The sequence below is a fragment of the Phycisphaerales bacterium genome, from assembly GCA_020852515.1.
Taxonomy (GTDB): domain Bacteria; phylum Planctomycetota; class Phycisphaerae; order Phycisphaerales; family UBA5793; genus UBA5793.
On record JADZAS010000005.1, the window covers coordinates 122,840 to 138,462 of the forward strand.

The following is a 15,623-nucleotide window of genomic DNA, read 5'->3' on the forward strand; positions in this document are numbered from 1 at the left end:
CAGGATGCTGGAATGGTGGAGGGGCACGCCGTGACTCCGGAGCGCCATCAGCGTATGCGCGAACTCTTTGAGGTGGCGATCGACCTCGAGGACGAGGACTGCCGTCAGTTTCTGGCCAATGCCTGCAAGGGGGACGACGAACTGTGCCGCGAGGTGCAACTGCTGCTGAGCAGCCATCGGCGTCCCGGTGAATTCCTGGATACTCCCGCAGTCATTCTCGCCGACCCGGGCGACTTCGATACGGCCCAGCCGGAACTGACGGGAACTCGCATCGGCCGATATCAGCTGCTGAGCATCATCGCGCGAGGCGGGATGGGCATCGTCTACGAGGCGGTGCAGGATCAACCCCGGCGGATCGTGGCGATCAAGGTCATGCGGCAGGGGCTGGGCTCGCAATCCGCGCTGCGGCGCTTCCAGGACGAAGCGCAGATTCTCGCGAGGCTGCGGCACCCGAACATCGCTCAGATCTTCGAAGCCGGAACTCACAATGACGTCTCGGTGCGCAGTGGCGGTGAGCCGATTCCATACTTTGCTCTGGAGTACATACCCGGCGCGCGATCGATTACCGACCATGCGAGCGCGCGTGGGCTTTCGATACGCGATCGCCTGGCGCTCTTGGTCAAGGTCTGTGACGCCGTGCATCACGGGCACCAGAAGGGCATCATCCACCGCGACATCAAGCCAGCGAACATCCTGGTCGATTCCGATGGCGAGCCAAAGGTGATCGACTTCGGAGTGGCGCGCGTGACGGAATCGGATGTCGCCGTCACGTCCCGGCAGACGCAGATGGGTCAGATCCTCGGCACGGTGCAGTACATGAGCCCCGAGCAGTGCGAGAGCGATCCGCACGACATCGACAGCCGAAGCGACGTCTACTCGCTGGGCATCCTCGCCTATGAACTGCTCAGCGGACAGGTCGCCTACGACACGAGCAGTTCGAGCCTTCTGCAGGCGGCGAGGATGATCCAGGGGACGGCGCCCAAGCCCCTGTCCATGATCGACCGGCGCTTGCGCGGCGACATCGAGACCATCGTCGCCAAGGCGATGGAGAAGGATCGCGAGCGGCGCTACCAGTCAGCCGAGGCGCTTAAGAAAGACATCGATCGATACCTGAACGGCGAGCCGATCGAGGCGAGGCGGCGATCGGCGTGGGTCGGGGCGACGCGCTGGATGGGGAAGCACCCGATCTTCACCTCGGCGATGGGCGCGACGCTGGTGGCGGTGATCATCCTGTCTACCGCGATCCTGGCTGTGTATTACGGCGTTCGGCGACCGAGCCATTATGAGTACTCAGCCAATCACAACACCGCCTGGCTCAAGAGCGGCCTGGGGGCGCAGCTGGAAACGCTCGGAGGGGCTGAAGAGCCTCCGGACTGCGTGAAAGCGATGATCGTGCCCCGGCCGAGTCGCTTCGGGGGCGGGCGCGTTACGCTGTACTGCGTCAAGTCGGGTCAGCATTCGACGGGGCAGCAACTGTGGGTGTGCGATCCGGACGATCTCGACACGCCGGTCTGGTCGACCGGGAATGACCCGCTTCGAACGCGACCCGCCATTCGGGTCAAAGAGATGGCCGAGTCGAGCGATCAGGGTTACCTCACCTACGACTTTGCTGTCGCCGATGTGTTCCCGGAGGTGCCCGGGAACGAGATCATCGTGGTCCATGAGCAGGTGTCCGACTCTCCCAATGCCATTCGCGTGTATGACTTTGGGGGAAACGTGCTCTTTGAAGCGTGGCACTTCGGGCACCTGGCGCAGGTCCGGTGGTGGGCACGGGAAGGGCTCCTGATCGCAGCCGGTGATCGGCACGGCATTCCCGACATTCTGCGAAACGGTTTCGGGTATCCGCCGCCGTGGCCGAAGGTCGTCATGGCGCTGCGGCCCCGCCTCGGTGGGCGTTTTGGCTGGGCCAACGAACGCGACTGGCCCGACGACTGGCGCACGGATCCGAACATCACGGAGACGCTCGTGTGGTACAAGGTGCTCATGCCGGAGGAATGGTGGCAGGAGTTCAACTCTCCCATGGTCGACATACCGTCGGGCGCCGGCACGGGCGGCCCCTGCGTGGTGATCCACTTTGATGCATCGAAGCAAGTCGGCATGTCGTTGCAGGTGAATGCGACGGGCGATCGGATCGTCCTTCAATCCAATGATGAATTTCGCAAGTTGAGATCAGCATTCCCCGAGGAGTCGCCCACGCTTGTGGAGTGGCCTCCGAAGAAGGATGACCGGTAGATTCACGCCGGGAGGCATCCAGCGCCTCTGGTGGATCGGCGTGGCGCCCGTGGCGCACCGTGAGCGTCACTCGGCTCGCAGGAGGCCGACCTGGCCGCGCAGCCACTCGGAAAAGCCGTCTGCCCGGGTCCGGGTGGTGAATCGTGCCGCCAATTCATCCCGACTGCCGGCGCCATCCGCTGATGCGACTGTCAGGTGCGCGGCGAAGTAACGCTGCGTCGACTCACCCGAGGCTGAGAGTTCGCCGCGCACTCTTACCGCCCTCACGTGATCCAGCGGCAGGTCGAGGCGGTGGGACCGGTCGCCAACTGGCGGCAGGCTAAGCGTTCGATGGCGTCGATTGATGATGAGATCGGCCTCGCCGCGCGAGAGTGCGAATGCCTGCCATGCGAATGCGGCTGCGCCCGCAACGGGCGCGACGATCCACACGCCGTAGACAAATTCGAATGACGGAGCCATGTGCAGCGCGAAGCCGGCGATGAAGACGCTGACAAAGGGAACACCAATCACGCCGCCGGCGAAGGCGACGATCGGAAGCAGGCGCGGCAGGCGAGCGCGGATCTCGTCACGCCGTTCGATGATCTTCACGCCTCCCGCCGGCGGATCGGTGATGAATACGCGCAGCCAGTAACAGAAAAGTCCCCACGCGCCGGCAATGAGCAGGTTCGGAACGGTCATGAACAGCATCAGGAAGGCGTCGCTTGAGTCGAGTTCCGTGCTCAGCACCGCGTCGTCGGGTTGGTTGGGGTTGTAGTGGACGATCACTTCGCTTCCGGGCGAATACCGGGCCACGATCTCTTCGGCATATGAGGGATCGGAGAGGCCGAGGTTGCCGTGTCGCCACGCACTGCTCTCGAAATTCTTGCCGTCGATCTCGTAGGCGAACGTAATCTCCGGGCGGTGCGAGTTTCCGCCCTCGGAGTCGGCAGTTGTCTCCACGCTGCTGTGCAGAATCGTCCCCGTGGTGGTCGGATAGCTTTGGGTTCGCAACTGCCCGACGATCGAGCCGAGAAAGAAATAGTCGAACGGGCCGATCACTCCCGTTGCGATGGTCGCGGTGAGCAGTGCGCCAAGCAATGTCTTCAGGCGCTGGTTCAGCGGAGTGTTGGGCATGCGAACCTCCGGTGCGGCGTCTCGTCGTCTACCCCTCCGACCGGCTGCGCTGCAGCAGCACCGCGAGGAGGATGACGCCGGCTGTGACGAGGCCCTGCCAGTGGCTGCTCACGTTGGCGAGGATGAGCACGTTGTCAATCATGCCCAGGATCAGCACGCCGATGACCGTGCCCCAGATGCGCCCGCGCCCGCCGCTCAGTCGCGTGCCGCCGATCACGACCGCGGCGATGGCGTCGAGTTCGAGCAGGATGCCGGTGTTCGACGAATCGATGCCGCTGAGGCGCGAAGCCAGCAGCACCGCCGCAATCCCCGTGCACAGCCCGACGATCGTATAGGTGATGAGCCGCACGCGATCGACATTGATCGCGCTGTAGCGAGCCGCGGTCTCGTTCGAGCCGACCGCGACCACGTATCTTCCAAACCGCGTGTGGCTGAGTAGCACCTGGCCGAGAATGGCAATCGAGATGAACACGATGATCGGCCAGGTGAGATGGAGGGCAATGTCGCGGCCAGTGGCGTCGGTCCAGCTGAGCAGTGGAATGCCGTTGTTGGTGCTGCTGATGGCCTCGAATGAACTCACTCCAAAGACGCTCTCCCCGCCGCCATCCATGAGAACGAGCACGGCGGAGCGATAGGCGGCCAGGCCGCACAGCGTAGCGATGAACGGCGCCACGCGCCCCTTGCTCACGATCAGGCCCGTGATCCAGCCGAGCACCATGCCGGCGAGCGGCGCGATGGCGCACGCCGCGAGCACGCCCAGCCACTCCGTCCCGCTCGATTCGATGATCTTCTTCATCAGGACCACCGCCAGGCCGCCGACGAACGCGATCATGGAACCCACTGAAAGGTCAATGCCGCCCGAGATGATCACGAACGTCATGCCGATCGCGACGATGCCCAGAAAGGCCTTCTGATTGACGATATTGAGAATGTTTTCCGGGTTGAGAAAGGAATCGCGCGTCGCGGGCAGCAGCGAACATACCGCGGCCATGATGACCAGCGCCATCAGCCCGCCCCACGTCTCGAATACATCGGACCAGCGGAACCGCGGGGCGCTCGGGGTGTTGGGCTTGTCCTGGATCACGCGACGCGGTTCTCCCGCAGCCCGGCGGCGAGGTGCATGATGTCGGCCTCGGTGGCCTTGTCGCCGGGCAGCGCTCCAACAATACGCCCGTTGCGCATCACGAGAATGCGATGGCACAGGCCGATCAGTTCGGGCATCTCCGAGGAGATCATCACGATCGAGCGGCCTTCGGCGGCCAGTTGATGGATATGGCCGTAAATCTCCTGCTTGGCCCCGATGTCCACGCCGCGCGTCGGCTCATCGAGGATGAGCACGTTGGGCTTCGTGTCGAGCCATTTCGCCAGCGCCACCTTCTGCTGGTTGCCGCCGCTGAGCGAAGACACCCGCTGGCGCACGGTGGCGCAGCGCGTGCCGAGGCGCCGCGCATGCTCCACGGCGCTGGCCCGGCGGGCGGAAGCCTTGAGCAGCGGAGTGCCGTACGCGCGCAGATTCGCCAGCGTCGTGTTCTCCGTGATGCTCAAGTCGAGATGCAGGCCGCGCAACTTGCGGTCTTCCGACACATACGCCAGGCGGTGCGCGATGGCGTCGACTGGCCTGCGGATGTTCGCCGGCTCGCCGATGATGCTCACGCTGCCGCTTCGCCGCCGCCGCACGCCGGCGATCGCCTCGGCGAACTCGGTGCGGCCTGAGCCGACGAGCCCCGCCAGGCCGAGGATCTCGCCGCGATGCAGTTCAAACCCGGCGCCACGCACCCAGCCATCCACGAAAAAGTTGCGCACCTCGAGCACGGTGTCGGGCAGGTGAGCCGCGCGCTGGGGGAAGAGTTCACCGAGATCGCGCCCGACCATCAGGCGGGCCAGAGCCGCGTCGTCCACCTCGCGCGGCTCGACGGTCTTGACATACTGCCCGTCGCGCAGCACGGTGATCCGATCGCACAGCCGCCGCACCTCGGGCAGGATGTGCGAAATGTAGATGATCGTCACGCCGCGGTGCAGCCGCAACTGGTTGACCACGCGGAACAGCGCGTTGGTCTCGCGCTCGCTGAGTACGGCGGTGGGCTCATCCATGATGAGCAGCCGCGCTTCGCACGACAGCGCCTTGGCGATTTCGACGAGCTGCTGATCGGCGATCGAGAGGCGGTTGACGCGCGTGCGCGGGCTGACGTTGGAGCCGAGTTGATTGAGCAGCTTGAGCGCTGCCGTCTCAGCCGAACCGCGATCGACAAGCCCCAGCGTGGTGCGTTCGCGGCCGAGGAAGATATTGTCGGCCACCGAGAGTTCGCCGATGAGATTGAGTTCCTGGTGGATCATCGCGATGCCGCGCTTCATCGCGTCGGCGGCGCTCCGAAGTTCGAGCGGGCGACCCTCGAAAGTGATCGACCCAGCCGTGGGCCGCTCCAGGCCGCTGAGCATTTTCATGAGCGTGCTCTTGCCGGCCCCGTTCTCGCCGATCACGCCGTGCGCTTCGCCGCGGTTGATGGTGAGCGAGAGGTCATTGACGGCCCGGACGGCCGGGTAGTCTTTGGTGACGCCGTTGATGGAGAGAATCGGCTCTGGCACAATGTGAAGATAGGCCCGCAACGCCGCCGCAGCGAGGAAGCGGACGCATGAGGCATCAAGCCAGGGCATCAAGGCGGCATAACCGCACGTTTAGCCGCGAGCAGAAGGCTCGGCGCAGGGGAGCGCTGCGAAAAGCGCCCAAATCGCGCCCGCGCACCGCGCCACCCCGCGCCTCACTCGATCCGCGCGACGTTGCTCGTGGTGCAGGTGGTGAGGTCGAGCAGTTGGAGGTAGCTGCCGCAGAGGTTGGGGCCGATGGTGGCGTTGAGTGTGCGCGAGCCGTTGGCGTCGGAGTTGACGACGGTGACGAGTTGAATCTGGTTGGTGCCCAGGCCGAGCGTGGTGCCGGCACAGGGATTGCCGTTGGGCACGACAAAGGAGCCGGTGTCGCGCGCGTAGATCAGCGCGGCGGATTCGTTTGGTGTTGCACCGGTCCATTCGATGTGGATGGGGCCGCCGGTTGGGCAGGTGGCGTTGACGAGAAGATCGACCACAGCATCCAAGAGCCGAACTCTTGCGATGAATCCATCTCCAGCGTACCCCCCTGAACCGTAGTAGGAGTTGTTTCGACCCTCAAAGTCAACCGAGACCGTGTCTCCGGAGACCAGTACGTTCTCATCGCGGTCGACCGCCACCCCGTAGGCCATGTCCGTGTCAGAACCACCGAGATACATCATCCACCGAATGCTGCTCGGTTGATCAAGCTGCAACACGAACGCGTCACTCCCGCCGTGACGCTCGTTAATGCGTCCCGGAAAGGAGTCAGATGTTGTGCTTCCCGCAACGATGATGGTCGAATCCGGGCCAAGGGCAACGTTGCGACCATAACCGGAACCCAGGAACATGGTCCACACATGGGCACCGGATGGCTTCACCTTCGAAACAAACGCCACTGAGTGGCCTCCCGGCCACTCGCCAACTGCACCTTCAAAATCTTGAGATCGCGTCTCGCCGGTGATGAATACGTCGCCGTTACTGCTCACCGCAACGTCTCGACCGAACTCGTCATTGCTTCCACCCAAATAGACCATCCACTCGACCGATCCGAGCGGGCTGACTTTCGCAGCAAAAGTGTCATAATCACCGTGCCTTCGGTTCGTGCGTCCTTCGAAATCCCCAGACCCGGTATTGCCGGTGACAAATGCGCTGCCATCGCTTCCGGCGGCAATACCTCGACCCGGATCCCAGTCACCTCCGCCCAGGTAGGTCATCCAGTACAACTCTCCGAGGTGACCGACCTTTACGACAAAGGCGTCCCTACGTCCATGCAGAGCGTTGTTCCGGCCCTCAAAGTCATCCGAGTCGGTGGTCCCGGTCATGAGTACATGGCCCTCGACGTCAAGTGCAAGGTCAACAGCAATGCCGCCGATGTCCGAATCACCCTCGTGTCTGCTGCCCCCGACGAAGGTCGCCCAGCGGACTGACCCCGCCGAATCGATTTTGGCGATGAAGCAGTCTCCCGTGCCGTGGTAGTGGTTGGTTCGTCCCGAGAAATCTGGGGAACCTGTGGAACCTCCTACAAAAGCATTATCCGAGGCATCAACCTCGACGGCGTATCCGAACTCGGTCGCAGTGCCACCGAGATAAGTCATCCAGACAAGTTGGCCCGCCGATGAGATCTTTGCGAGGATCGCATCATTCGCTCCATGCAGATCATTGATCCGTCCACCAAAGTCGACCGAAAACGACTCACCGGTGACCAGCGCGTTTCCACTTGAGTCAACGGCGCAGCCATACACATGCTCGTCGCTGCTTCCGCCCAGATAAGCCATCCAGTGTAGATTCGGATCAACGACGAGCCCGCGATTGGAATCGACCGGGCCGTCGAGGGTGATCGTGTATGTCGTGTTGTTGACGAGTTCGAAGCGCGCGGGGATGGTGAGGTCGGTGGAACGGGCGTCTCGCCCGTTCGATGAGGTGTTTCCGATGGCCTCACGCTCGACGGCTGGGACAACCGTTGCACCGTTCTCCTGCCAGACCAGCGGGGCCGCGTCTGTCAGTGTGCCCAATGACGTCGCGATGTGCAGGCTGCCGGCTTGGTCGATGCACAGTGACTCGATGCCGTCGTATTGGATGCGGATCTGTGACCAGTCGGCGCCGGGGGCGACGTGGAATTCGTACTTGAGTACGCCGTCGGCGTCTGATTCAGACGCGAAGCCGCGGGCGCCATCGCCGGTGATGTGCAGGTCAACGCCATCGTAGAGGTTGCGATAAACCACTTCGCCGAACGATGGCACGTTGCTCGCCCACTTCGAGTCATCATCGCCGACGAAGTAGTTGAACTTCGCGCTGCGCGGCTGCGCGGCAACCGGCTGCACCTCGTTGCTGCCGGGAAACGTCACGGCGAGGGTGAGGTGCTCCCAAGCCGGGGCAGAGTCCTCGTCGCCCGGGATTTCGTCGTAAAGGAGGGAACGTGCGCCGCTGACGTTGTCGATCCGGGTCGGCGCGGAGCCTTTGCCCCGGCTTGTTGTGGGCGCTTCATCGCCGACCTGCCGCGCGAGATGCATCGTGAACGAAGACTCGCGAAAGGCGATGTCCAGGCCGCGCGCGCGGTAGCCGAAGATCACCCCGGCATCACTCCACTGCCCCTCGTTGGGCACGAAGTACACCCCGCGCAGGCCGAGGTTGAGCGGCTGGGCGCTCGGCGACTGGAACGCAGACGCACCCGCCGCGAGCGCAAGCGAAGACACCAGTGCGAGACCCAGACTCCGAGTGCAAGCGTGGCGCATGACAATCCTCCTCCACCCGAGGATACCGGAAATCGCAGCGCAACGCAAGGGTCAAAACGCGAAGCCGCAAGCGGCGTGCGGCACACACAGCGAAAGTGGGCCTCTGAAGCCTGGTTTTCAGCGATCGCGGCTCGCGATGGGGGCGTCGGGGATGCGATTGAGCGTGTAGTAGGCCTCGCGGTGCAGCAGGGGCTTGCCTAGAGCGCTGGTGACGCCGGGCGCGCTGAGTTCGTGAACAAACCCTTCGCGCAGGCCCTGGACAAGCAGGTGCACGCGCCTGCCGTCGGGCGAGACCGTTGCGCCGAGGATCGCCGGTTGCGCGTTCATGACCTCCGGGCTGCCGTACGGTTCGTGGTAGAGATACGTGAACGACTTCATGGTGTATGAAGCCGTGTTGCCCGCGGTCTGCGGATCGACCGGCTCCGTGAAGACCAGATCAAACCCATCCGGCTGGGCCTTCATCTCGAGGATCTCGAACGGCGTCTTGCCGGTCCAGATGAGGCGCTGCAGGCCATAGGGCTTGCGGCCAAGCGAGCCCCAGCCGCGATTGGTCATGCCGACGAACATCGAGCCGTCAGTTCCCCAGCACATGCGGTTGACGCCGCAATCGAAGCCGCTGCGGAACGGGAAGCACGCGCCTTGGTAGGCGCCATCCACCTTTTCGAGATAAACGCGCGCAATGGACGCAGTCGTCTGATCGCCGACGAAGAGTTGTTCGCTGAACGGGCCGAACCTGCCGCCCGTCATGTCGCACTGCACATCCGCCGAAGACTGTCCCATGCGGCCGTAGGGGAACCACACCGCGGGGAGTTTGAGCGAGGGCATGTGCTGGGCGGCGACGTGCATCGGCACCGGGCCGCTGGGTCCGGCGTAGGGTTTGCCGGGATGGTCGCCGGGCGCCTCGGGCGAGTCGTACCACTGGTTGCCGCCGGGATGGCCGCAGAAGTCGCCGACTTCCATGTGCACGAGCGGGCAGGTGCCCACCCAGTCGCCCTGGTTGTCAACGTAGAACATGTCGCCCGCCGCGTTCATGCCGATGCCGTTTGGCGATCGCATGCCGCCGCAGATCGGCGTCATCTGTCCGTCGGTGGTGATCTTGAGCGCCCAGCCGCGCCAGGGCACGATGCTCTTCCCCAGGCCGCCGCAGAAGCCGAGGTTGAGTGAGACCCACATGTCTCCGTTGCGGTCGAACTTGGGGCCGAAGGCGAACTCGTGGTAATTGCCGCTCACGCCCCAGCCGGAGTAGACATCCTGGTAGCGGTCGGCGCGATCGTCGCCGTCTTCATCGACGAGCCGGGTGAGTTCGCTGCGCTGCACGAGGTACATTGCCCCGTCGCGTACGGCCAGGCCGAGCGGCTCGTGCAGGCCGGAGGCGAACTTCGTGAACGTCGCGCTGAAGGGCGGGTCGGCGTAGGCGTCGTTGACGAGCCACACTTCGCCGCGCCGCGTGCTGATCGCCGGCCGGCCGTCGGGCAGCAGATCCATGCCGCCCACTTCAAGCACCACTTCGGGCGGCACGGGGATGGTAAGCATGCGGTAGTATTCATCTTCGGGCGAGCGCGGGAAGTCGAGATCGAGTTGGTATTCGAGTTTGGCGTCGAGCAACGGATCGAGCGGGTTGTCGTAGCCGAACGAGTAGTTGTATCCCACCTGGTGGTTGATGACCTTGGCAAGGATTGTGTTGACGCCGGGCTGGAGGTGCAGGTCAACCACGTGCTGGTCGGCGTCCCAGCTCCGCAGTTCGTCGGCGTGGACGATAACGCGGCCGTTGAACCACACCTTCATGCCATCGTCGCTGCCCATGCGCACCTTGAGCGTGGCGGGCTCGTCGATCCTGATCTCGCGGTAGAGATAGCAGGCGACGTCTTCGTTGTATTCGTCGTCGGAGGCGTTGGCGCCAAAGACGTGCAGGTCCATGGCGCTGTTGTCCACGAAGTCGGTCTCGCGCCACTTCGCCTCGACGCCGTTCTTGCCTTTGTAGACGACGCCAGGCTTGAAGCCATCCTGCTCGGGCGGATAGGGCCGGTCGAGTTGCCCGCTGCCGGCGTTCTCGAATGGGCCGATGATCCACCACGGGCCGTAGTCGAGCCCGGCAGGCAGGTACTGCGCGATCGTCGCCTTGCGGGTTTCCTGACGCGTCACCTTCTTGATGTAGTTCAGTTCGGGGCCCAGCGGCTGCTGCATGGCGCTCGCCGCCGAAGCGAAGCCGAGCGTGAGCGCGATACACGTGAGTGCGATACACGTGAGTGCGATTGGTTTGCGAGTCTTCACCACGTCATCCCCAATTCAAAGTGTGCCGCGCTGACGTTGGCGTTTCCAAACAGCAGCACGAGGTGGTCGGCGTCCTGGAAGTGAATGACCCTGAGCACCGCCGTGTCTGGATAGAGCACGTCGTAGGTGACGCGGCCATCGACGTTGTACTGGTCGCGGCCGGTCATCTCGATATGTTCGCCCTTGGCCACTTCAAACGCCAAGCCCGGGCTGCCGGCGCGGCCTGGCGCCAGTTGCACGTCGAAGATGCGGCGCAGGCCCGGGGCGGCGGGGCGCACGATCGGCAGCGGCTGCTCCTCGATGCTCCAGTCGTCGAAAGAGTACTGCAGGATCGGCTGGCGGTACGGATCGAAGCGGTAGCCGCGAAACTTCGGCGCAGGCTGATTCATCATCATGTCGCCGTTGCCCTGCAGCGTCTTGAATGGAAACTCATCGGCGGGTTTGACGACATCCGCGCCGCCGGGATCGGTCGCGTTGCCGCCCCGACCGGCCCAGGCGCCCGACGCGTTGAGGAACGGCCCGCGCCAGATCTCCGTCACCTGGCACTTCTCCGAATCGAACGCGAGATGCACCTGCTCCTTGAAGCCGATGCCGATGGCCCGCGCGCCGGCGCCCTTGATGAAGGTGCGGAACACGACCGGCTCATCGCGCACGAGGATGTCGTAGCCGCCTTCCTCGGGTACGCCTTCGGGCAGCGCGAGGAACTCGCCCTGCGAGAGATAGGCCCAGATGGCGTCGATCTGCCGGTTCGGGTCGCCTTCCTGCACATCCGGGAACGGGTTGGCCTGATCTGGCGGCCAGTGGTTGGGCATGCGCGTACCCGGGCGCAACTTCGCGGGGTCGAGCATGTAGGTGTGGAACCAGTCGGAGCGCAAGCGCTCGTGCGTGCTGACGAGATCCATGGCCGGCTCGCCGATGGGCTCGCTGCCCTTGATCGAGTGGCAGTTGATGCACGACATGCCCTGGTTTGTGCCGACCAAGCGCCGGCCATCCGCGGCGAGTTGAGAACTGAACGCCATCGGCGGCAGGTCTTCAGCCGGGCACGGCGCATCGACCTTTTCAAACTTCGCTGCGAGCGCCTCTGCATTGACGGTCTGGAAGACCGGCATGCGCGTGGCCATGTACGGCCGAACCTTTGTGCCTTGCGCAATCACCTGCGCCATCCACGCGGTGCGCAGTTTGCCGCCGACGCCGGTGAGCGGCGGCGGGAAGCGGCCTTCGTCGCCGAGTTCCGCTTCGCCCATTGTCATGAAGTAAGACCGGCGGGCTTCGACCGGCCCGCCCTGGCCGTCGCGCGCGTGGCACGCGTAGCAGTTCATCGCCGCCAGCGTGCGGTCAATCGTCTGAGCCTCGCTCAGCGGCTGCGAGAGCGTCCTGGCGCGGCCGAGCGTCTCGCGGATGAGTTGGCGCTGCTCGGCGGTCAGGTCGTAATTGGCGACCATCGGTTCGGGCTCGGCAGCGAGGCAGCCCTTGTCGAGATGCTTGAGTTCGAGGAATGAAGTAAAGGGCATTGGCCGCTGCGGCTTGACTTGCGTGCGGTTGGGCCCCATTTCGTGGCAGTGCGCGCAGCCCAGCTGCGCAAACATACGCTCACCCGTCGCCGCCTTGGCCGGATCGAGCGTGAAGGGCGCCTGCACCGCCGCCTGTGGGTTCTTCTCCACGTCGGTGGCGATGAGATAGGTCGCGATGGCGCGCGCTTCATCCTCGGACAGGTTCATCGCGGGCATGCGGCCCGAGGGTCGAGTCTTCGCGGGATCGAGGAGCAGATCAGTGAGCGACCGGACATTGGTCTGCGCGAACGAGCCGAGCGGCGCCGCCTGCTTCGTCGCTCCTTCGGGAATCTCTGTCGGCAGTCCCTGCTCGGCGCCGTATGGATCGTCGCTTGCAGGTTTGAGCGTCGGATTGAGCACCGCCGGCGCCTCGCGCGGCGCATGGCAGGCCACGCACCCCACCTGGTGGTAGAGCACCCGGCCGCGATTGACGTCTGTCTCGTTGAACGGAGTCTCGGCCGGCCGCGCGATGCCGCCCAGCGACACGAGGAAGTGCACGAGCGGCTCGGCCATGCGATTGAGCATCGCCGGCTCGATGCCCGTCATCAGATTCGGCATGGTCGCGCCGTGCTTGACCTTCTGCGGGTCCGCGAGCCACGCGCGGAGGTAGTCGGGGCTGAAGCGCTGCCCGACCTGTCCCAGCAGCGGCGCCTTCTTGGAGTCGAGCCGGTCGGCAATGGCCTGCGGCGCCGCGTGACAGGCGATGCAGTTGAGTTCGGCGATGAGGCGTTCGCCGGGATCGAGTGATGCGGGCGCGATCACGTCGAACGGCGCCAGGTGCGTGAGTTCGTCGGCAACGAAGGCCGCATCGCGCTCGGTGCTCACCGCCGCTGCGCCAATGACGCCCGCGACTGCCGCGACGCCCAGCGCTGCGGCGCCGGTGGTGGTGGCCCGCCACAGCGCGTGGCTGAAAGCGCGGGTGCCGTGGTCTGGAGGGAGGCTCTGCGACCGGAGGGCCACGCGACGGCGCGGGCGGATGATCATGGTCGCTCGTGCACCCGCAGCGCACCCGCGTGGCCCGCGCTCCCCAGGCGTCGCTTGACCACGGCACCCTGCGGTTTTCACCCAGATCCTCAGTCTGTTCCGTTTCATGCGAGCCCCTCTGATTGATCTGAGATCTCTCTGCTCCATGCATTCATGCGAAGCCCTGCGCCACCGAACCGGCTTACTCCTCTACGCCCGCCGCCCAGCGGATGCCGCCGAGCAGGTGGTCGATGAACCGCTGATCGCGCCACACTTCGCTGCGATGCCCCAGCGCCGTGTAGAACATGCGGCCGTTGCCGGTCGTGCGCGTCCAGCTCGAATCGGGAAAGTAGCCGTTCGCCCTGTCCTCGACGCTCGAGCCGTCAAGCTGCGTGAGCACGTGCCGGTCTTCCGCGTTGTTCTTGAACTTGTAGATTTCGTCGGTGATGATGAACTCACCGCCGAGGTGGCGCGTCGCCGGGTGATTCGTGTCGAGCACGTCGATGGTGACCTTTTCGTGCCACGGATGCCCGTCGAACGAGCCGCCGACGTGCTTCACGTACCACGGCCACTCGTAAAAGGTGTCGGTCGCGCTGTGCACGCCGACGAAGCCGTGCCCGCTTTCGCAGAACTCGACCAGCGCCTGCTTCTGCTCATCGCTCATCGGAAGCTCGCCCGTAGTGTAGAACATGACGACATCCGTCTGCGCGAGACGCTCCGGTGTGAGGTCGGCGATGTCATCGCTGGTCACGACGCGGAGCCAGTCGTGCTGCTGGCCGAGCTGCTCCATGATCTGGCGCGACTCGGGCAGCACGTCGTGGCGGAAGCCGGCGGAATGCGTGCAGTAGAACACGTCGATGATGCCGTCGGCGGGCGGGATTGGTTTGCTCATGGCGATGGACTCGTTGAGTGGGCGGATCTGGATGTCGCGCCAGCGCACCTCGGAACCCGGGTTGTGCCCCTGTAGCGCAATGCGCCCGCTGGCGTAGTCGTGCTGATCGGTTTCGAGCATCGTCTGCCCGTTGATCGCGATCGTGATGTGCTCGCCGACGCAGCGGACGTTGTAGTCGAACCACTCTTCTTCTTTGGTAATGAGCCGATCGGGCCACGCGCGGGCGTAGAGCGATCCCGTGAAGTTCTTCGGATCGTTGTTGTCCACCTGCGCTTCGTAGCCCTCAGGCCACGAATCCGGATTGTCCTCTGGCGGATTGGCCCGGAAGTAAAAACCACTGTTGCCCTTCGTCTTGATCCAGACCTTGGCGCGGAGTTCAAAGTCGGTGTACACGCCGTCGCTGTAGAGATGGCCCACGCCATCGCGACCCACGAGCACACCGTCTTCGACACTCCACGTCGCGTCGCCTCTGGCGAACCAGCCCGTCAGATCCCGACCGTTGAAGAGATCGACCCACATCGGCTCGCCCTTGCCGGGCGCGGCGTCGAGCGGATGCACGTCGATGGGCCGGATGCGGATGTTCTTGAAGTACGCGCCGTTGCCGTGATCCTGGAAGGCGATGTAGCCGCTCTTGATGCGCGATTGCAGCGGGCGCTTGTCCTGCGCCTGGTGCACGATGCCGCGACTGTCAAGTCTTTCGTCCTTGTGAATCTGCCTGCCGTTGAGCCAGACGTTGAGCGTGTCGCCCTTGATGAGCACGCGGTAGGTGTTCCACTCGCCCGCCGGCTTCACCGCCTGCTCAGTTGGCGCGATCGCGTTGTACACGGCCCCGCAGCAGTTGAGCGCGGTCGGCTTGCCGCATGAGTCGTAGATCTGCAGCTCCATGCCGCTGAATGCGGGATCGCTTGTGGACGAGGCGCGGATTGCCAGGCCGCTGTTGCCGCCCTTGCTGATTTTGAAATCAGCAAAGAGTTCGAAGTCGCGGTATTGGTCCACGGTGCGCAGCCAGCCGCCGCCGCCGGGCCGGCACTGGATCATGCCCTCTTCCGCGACCCATGCGACGGGATTGCCCGTGGGCGTCCAGCCCCTGAGCGACTGGCCGTCGAAGAGCAGTTTCCAGCCCTGCTCGCGCTGCTCGGCGGTGAGTTGGTTGTCCTGTGCGAAACTCGCCGGGGCGAGCAGAAGACCCATCAGCAGGGCCGCGAAAAGACGAATGACGCGCATCGATTCCATAACGCGGAAGATAGGGGCGAAATCCCGTAAATGCCAGTCCCGGGGCGGGGCCGCGAG

General features: G+C 64.4%; 8 protein-coding genes. 1 reads left to right on the forward strand and 7 read right to left on the reverse strand.

All coding sequences use genetic code 11. The features are described 5' to 3' along the window. The first annotated feature begins 12 nt into the window (after positions 1–12). A complete protein-coding gene (locus IT430_03380) occupies positions 13–2,232 on the forward strand; it encodes a protein kinase (protein ID MCC6906961.1) in 2,220 nt (739 codons plus the stop codon). A gap of 66 nt (positions 2,233–2,298) precedes the next feature. Here the strand turns inward: IT430_03380 and IT430_03385 are convergent, their stop codons facing one another. From IT430_03385 to IT430_03415, 7 genes are all read right to left on the reverse strand, one after another. Next, the gene (locus IT430_03385) at positions 2,299–3,345 is read right to left on the reverse strand and encodes a DUF3592 domain-containing protein (GenBank protein ID MCC6906962.1); all 1,047 of its coding nucleotides are present in this window, start codon (positions 3,343–3,345) and stop codon (positions 2,299–2,301) included. A 28-nt stretch (positions 3,346–3,373) separates the two neighbouring features. After that, a complete protein-coding gene (locus IT430_03390; GenBank protein MCC6906963.1) occupies positions 3,374–4,429 on the reverse strand; it encodes an ABC transporter permease in 1,056 nt (351 codons plus the stop codon). Continuing rightward, positions 4,426–5,997: a sugar ABC transporter ATP-binding protein gene (locus tag IT430_03395; protein ID MCC6906964.1), complete on the reverse strand. Its 1,572-nt coding sequence runs from the start codon at positions 5,995–5,997 to the stop codon at positions 4,426–4,428. The genes IT430_03390 and IT430_03395 overlap by 4 nt, the downstream gene beginning before the upstream one ends. A 104-nt stretch (positions 5,998–6,101) precedes the next feature. After that, the gene (locus IT430_03400; GenBank protein ID MCC6906965.1) at positions 6,102–8,435 is read right to left on the reverse strand and encodes an SBBP repeat-containing protein; all 2,334 of its coding nucleotides are present in this window, start codon (positions 8,433–8,435) and stop codon (positions 6,102–6,104) included. Positions 8,436–8,774: 339 nt separating this feature from the next. Beyond that, positions 8,775–10,928 carry a hypothetical protein gene (locus IT430_03405; protein MCC6906966.1) on the reverse strand — a complete coding sequence of 718 codons (2,154 nt, stop codon included), beginning with the start codon at positions 10,926–10,928 and terminating at the stop codon, positions 8,775–8,777. After that, positions 10,925–13,462 carry a c-type cytochrome gene (locus IT430_03410; protein ID MCC6906967.1) on the reverse strand — a complete coding sequence of 846 codons (2,538 nt, stop codon included), beginning with the start codon at positions 13,460–13,462 and terminating at the stop codon, positions 10,925–10,927. The genes IT430_03405 and IT430_03410 overlap by 4 nt, the downstream gene beginning before the upstream one ends. A gap of 181 nt (positions 13,463–13,643) precedes the next feature. Then, positions 13,644–15,557: a DUF1080 domain-containing protein gene (locus IT430_03415; GenBank protein MCC6906968.1), complete on the reverse strand. Its 1,914-nt coding sequence runs from the start codon at positions 15,555–15,557 to the stop codon at positions 13,644–13,646. Positions 15,558–15,623: the final 66 nt, after the last annotated feature.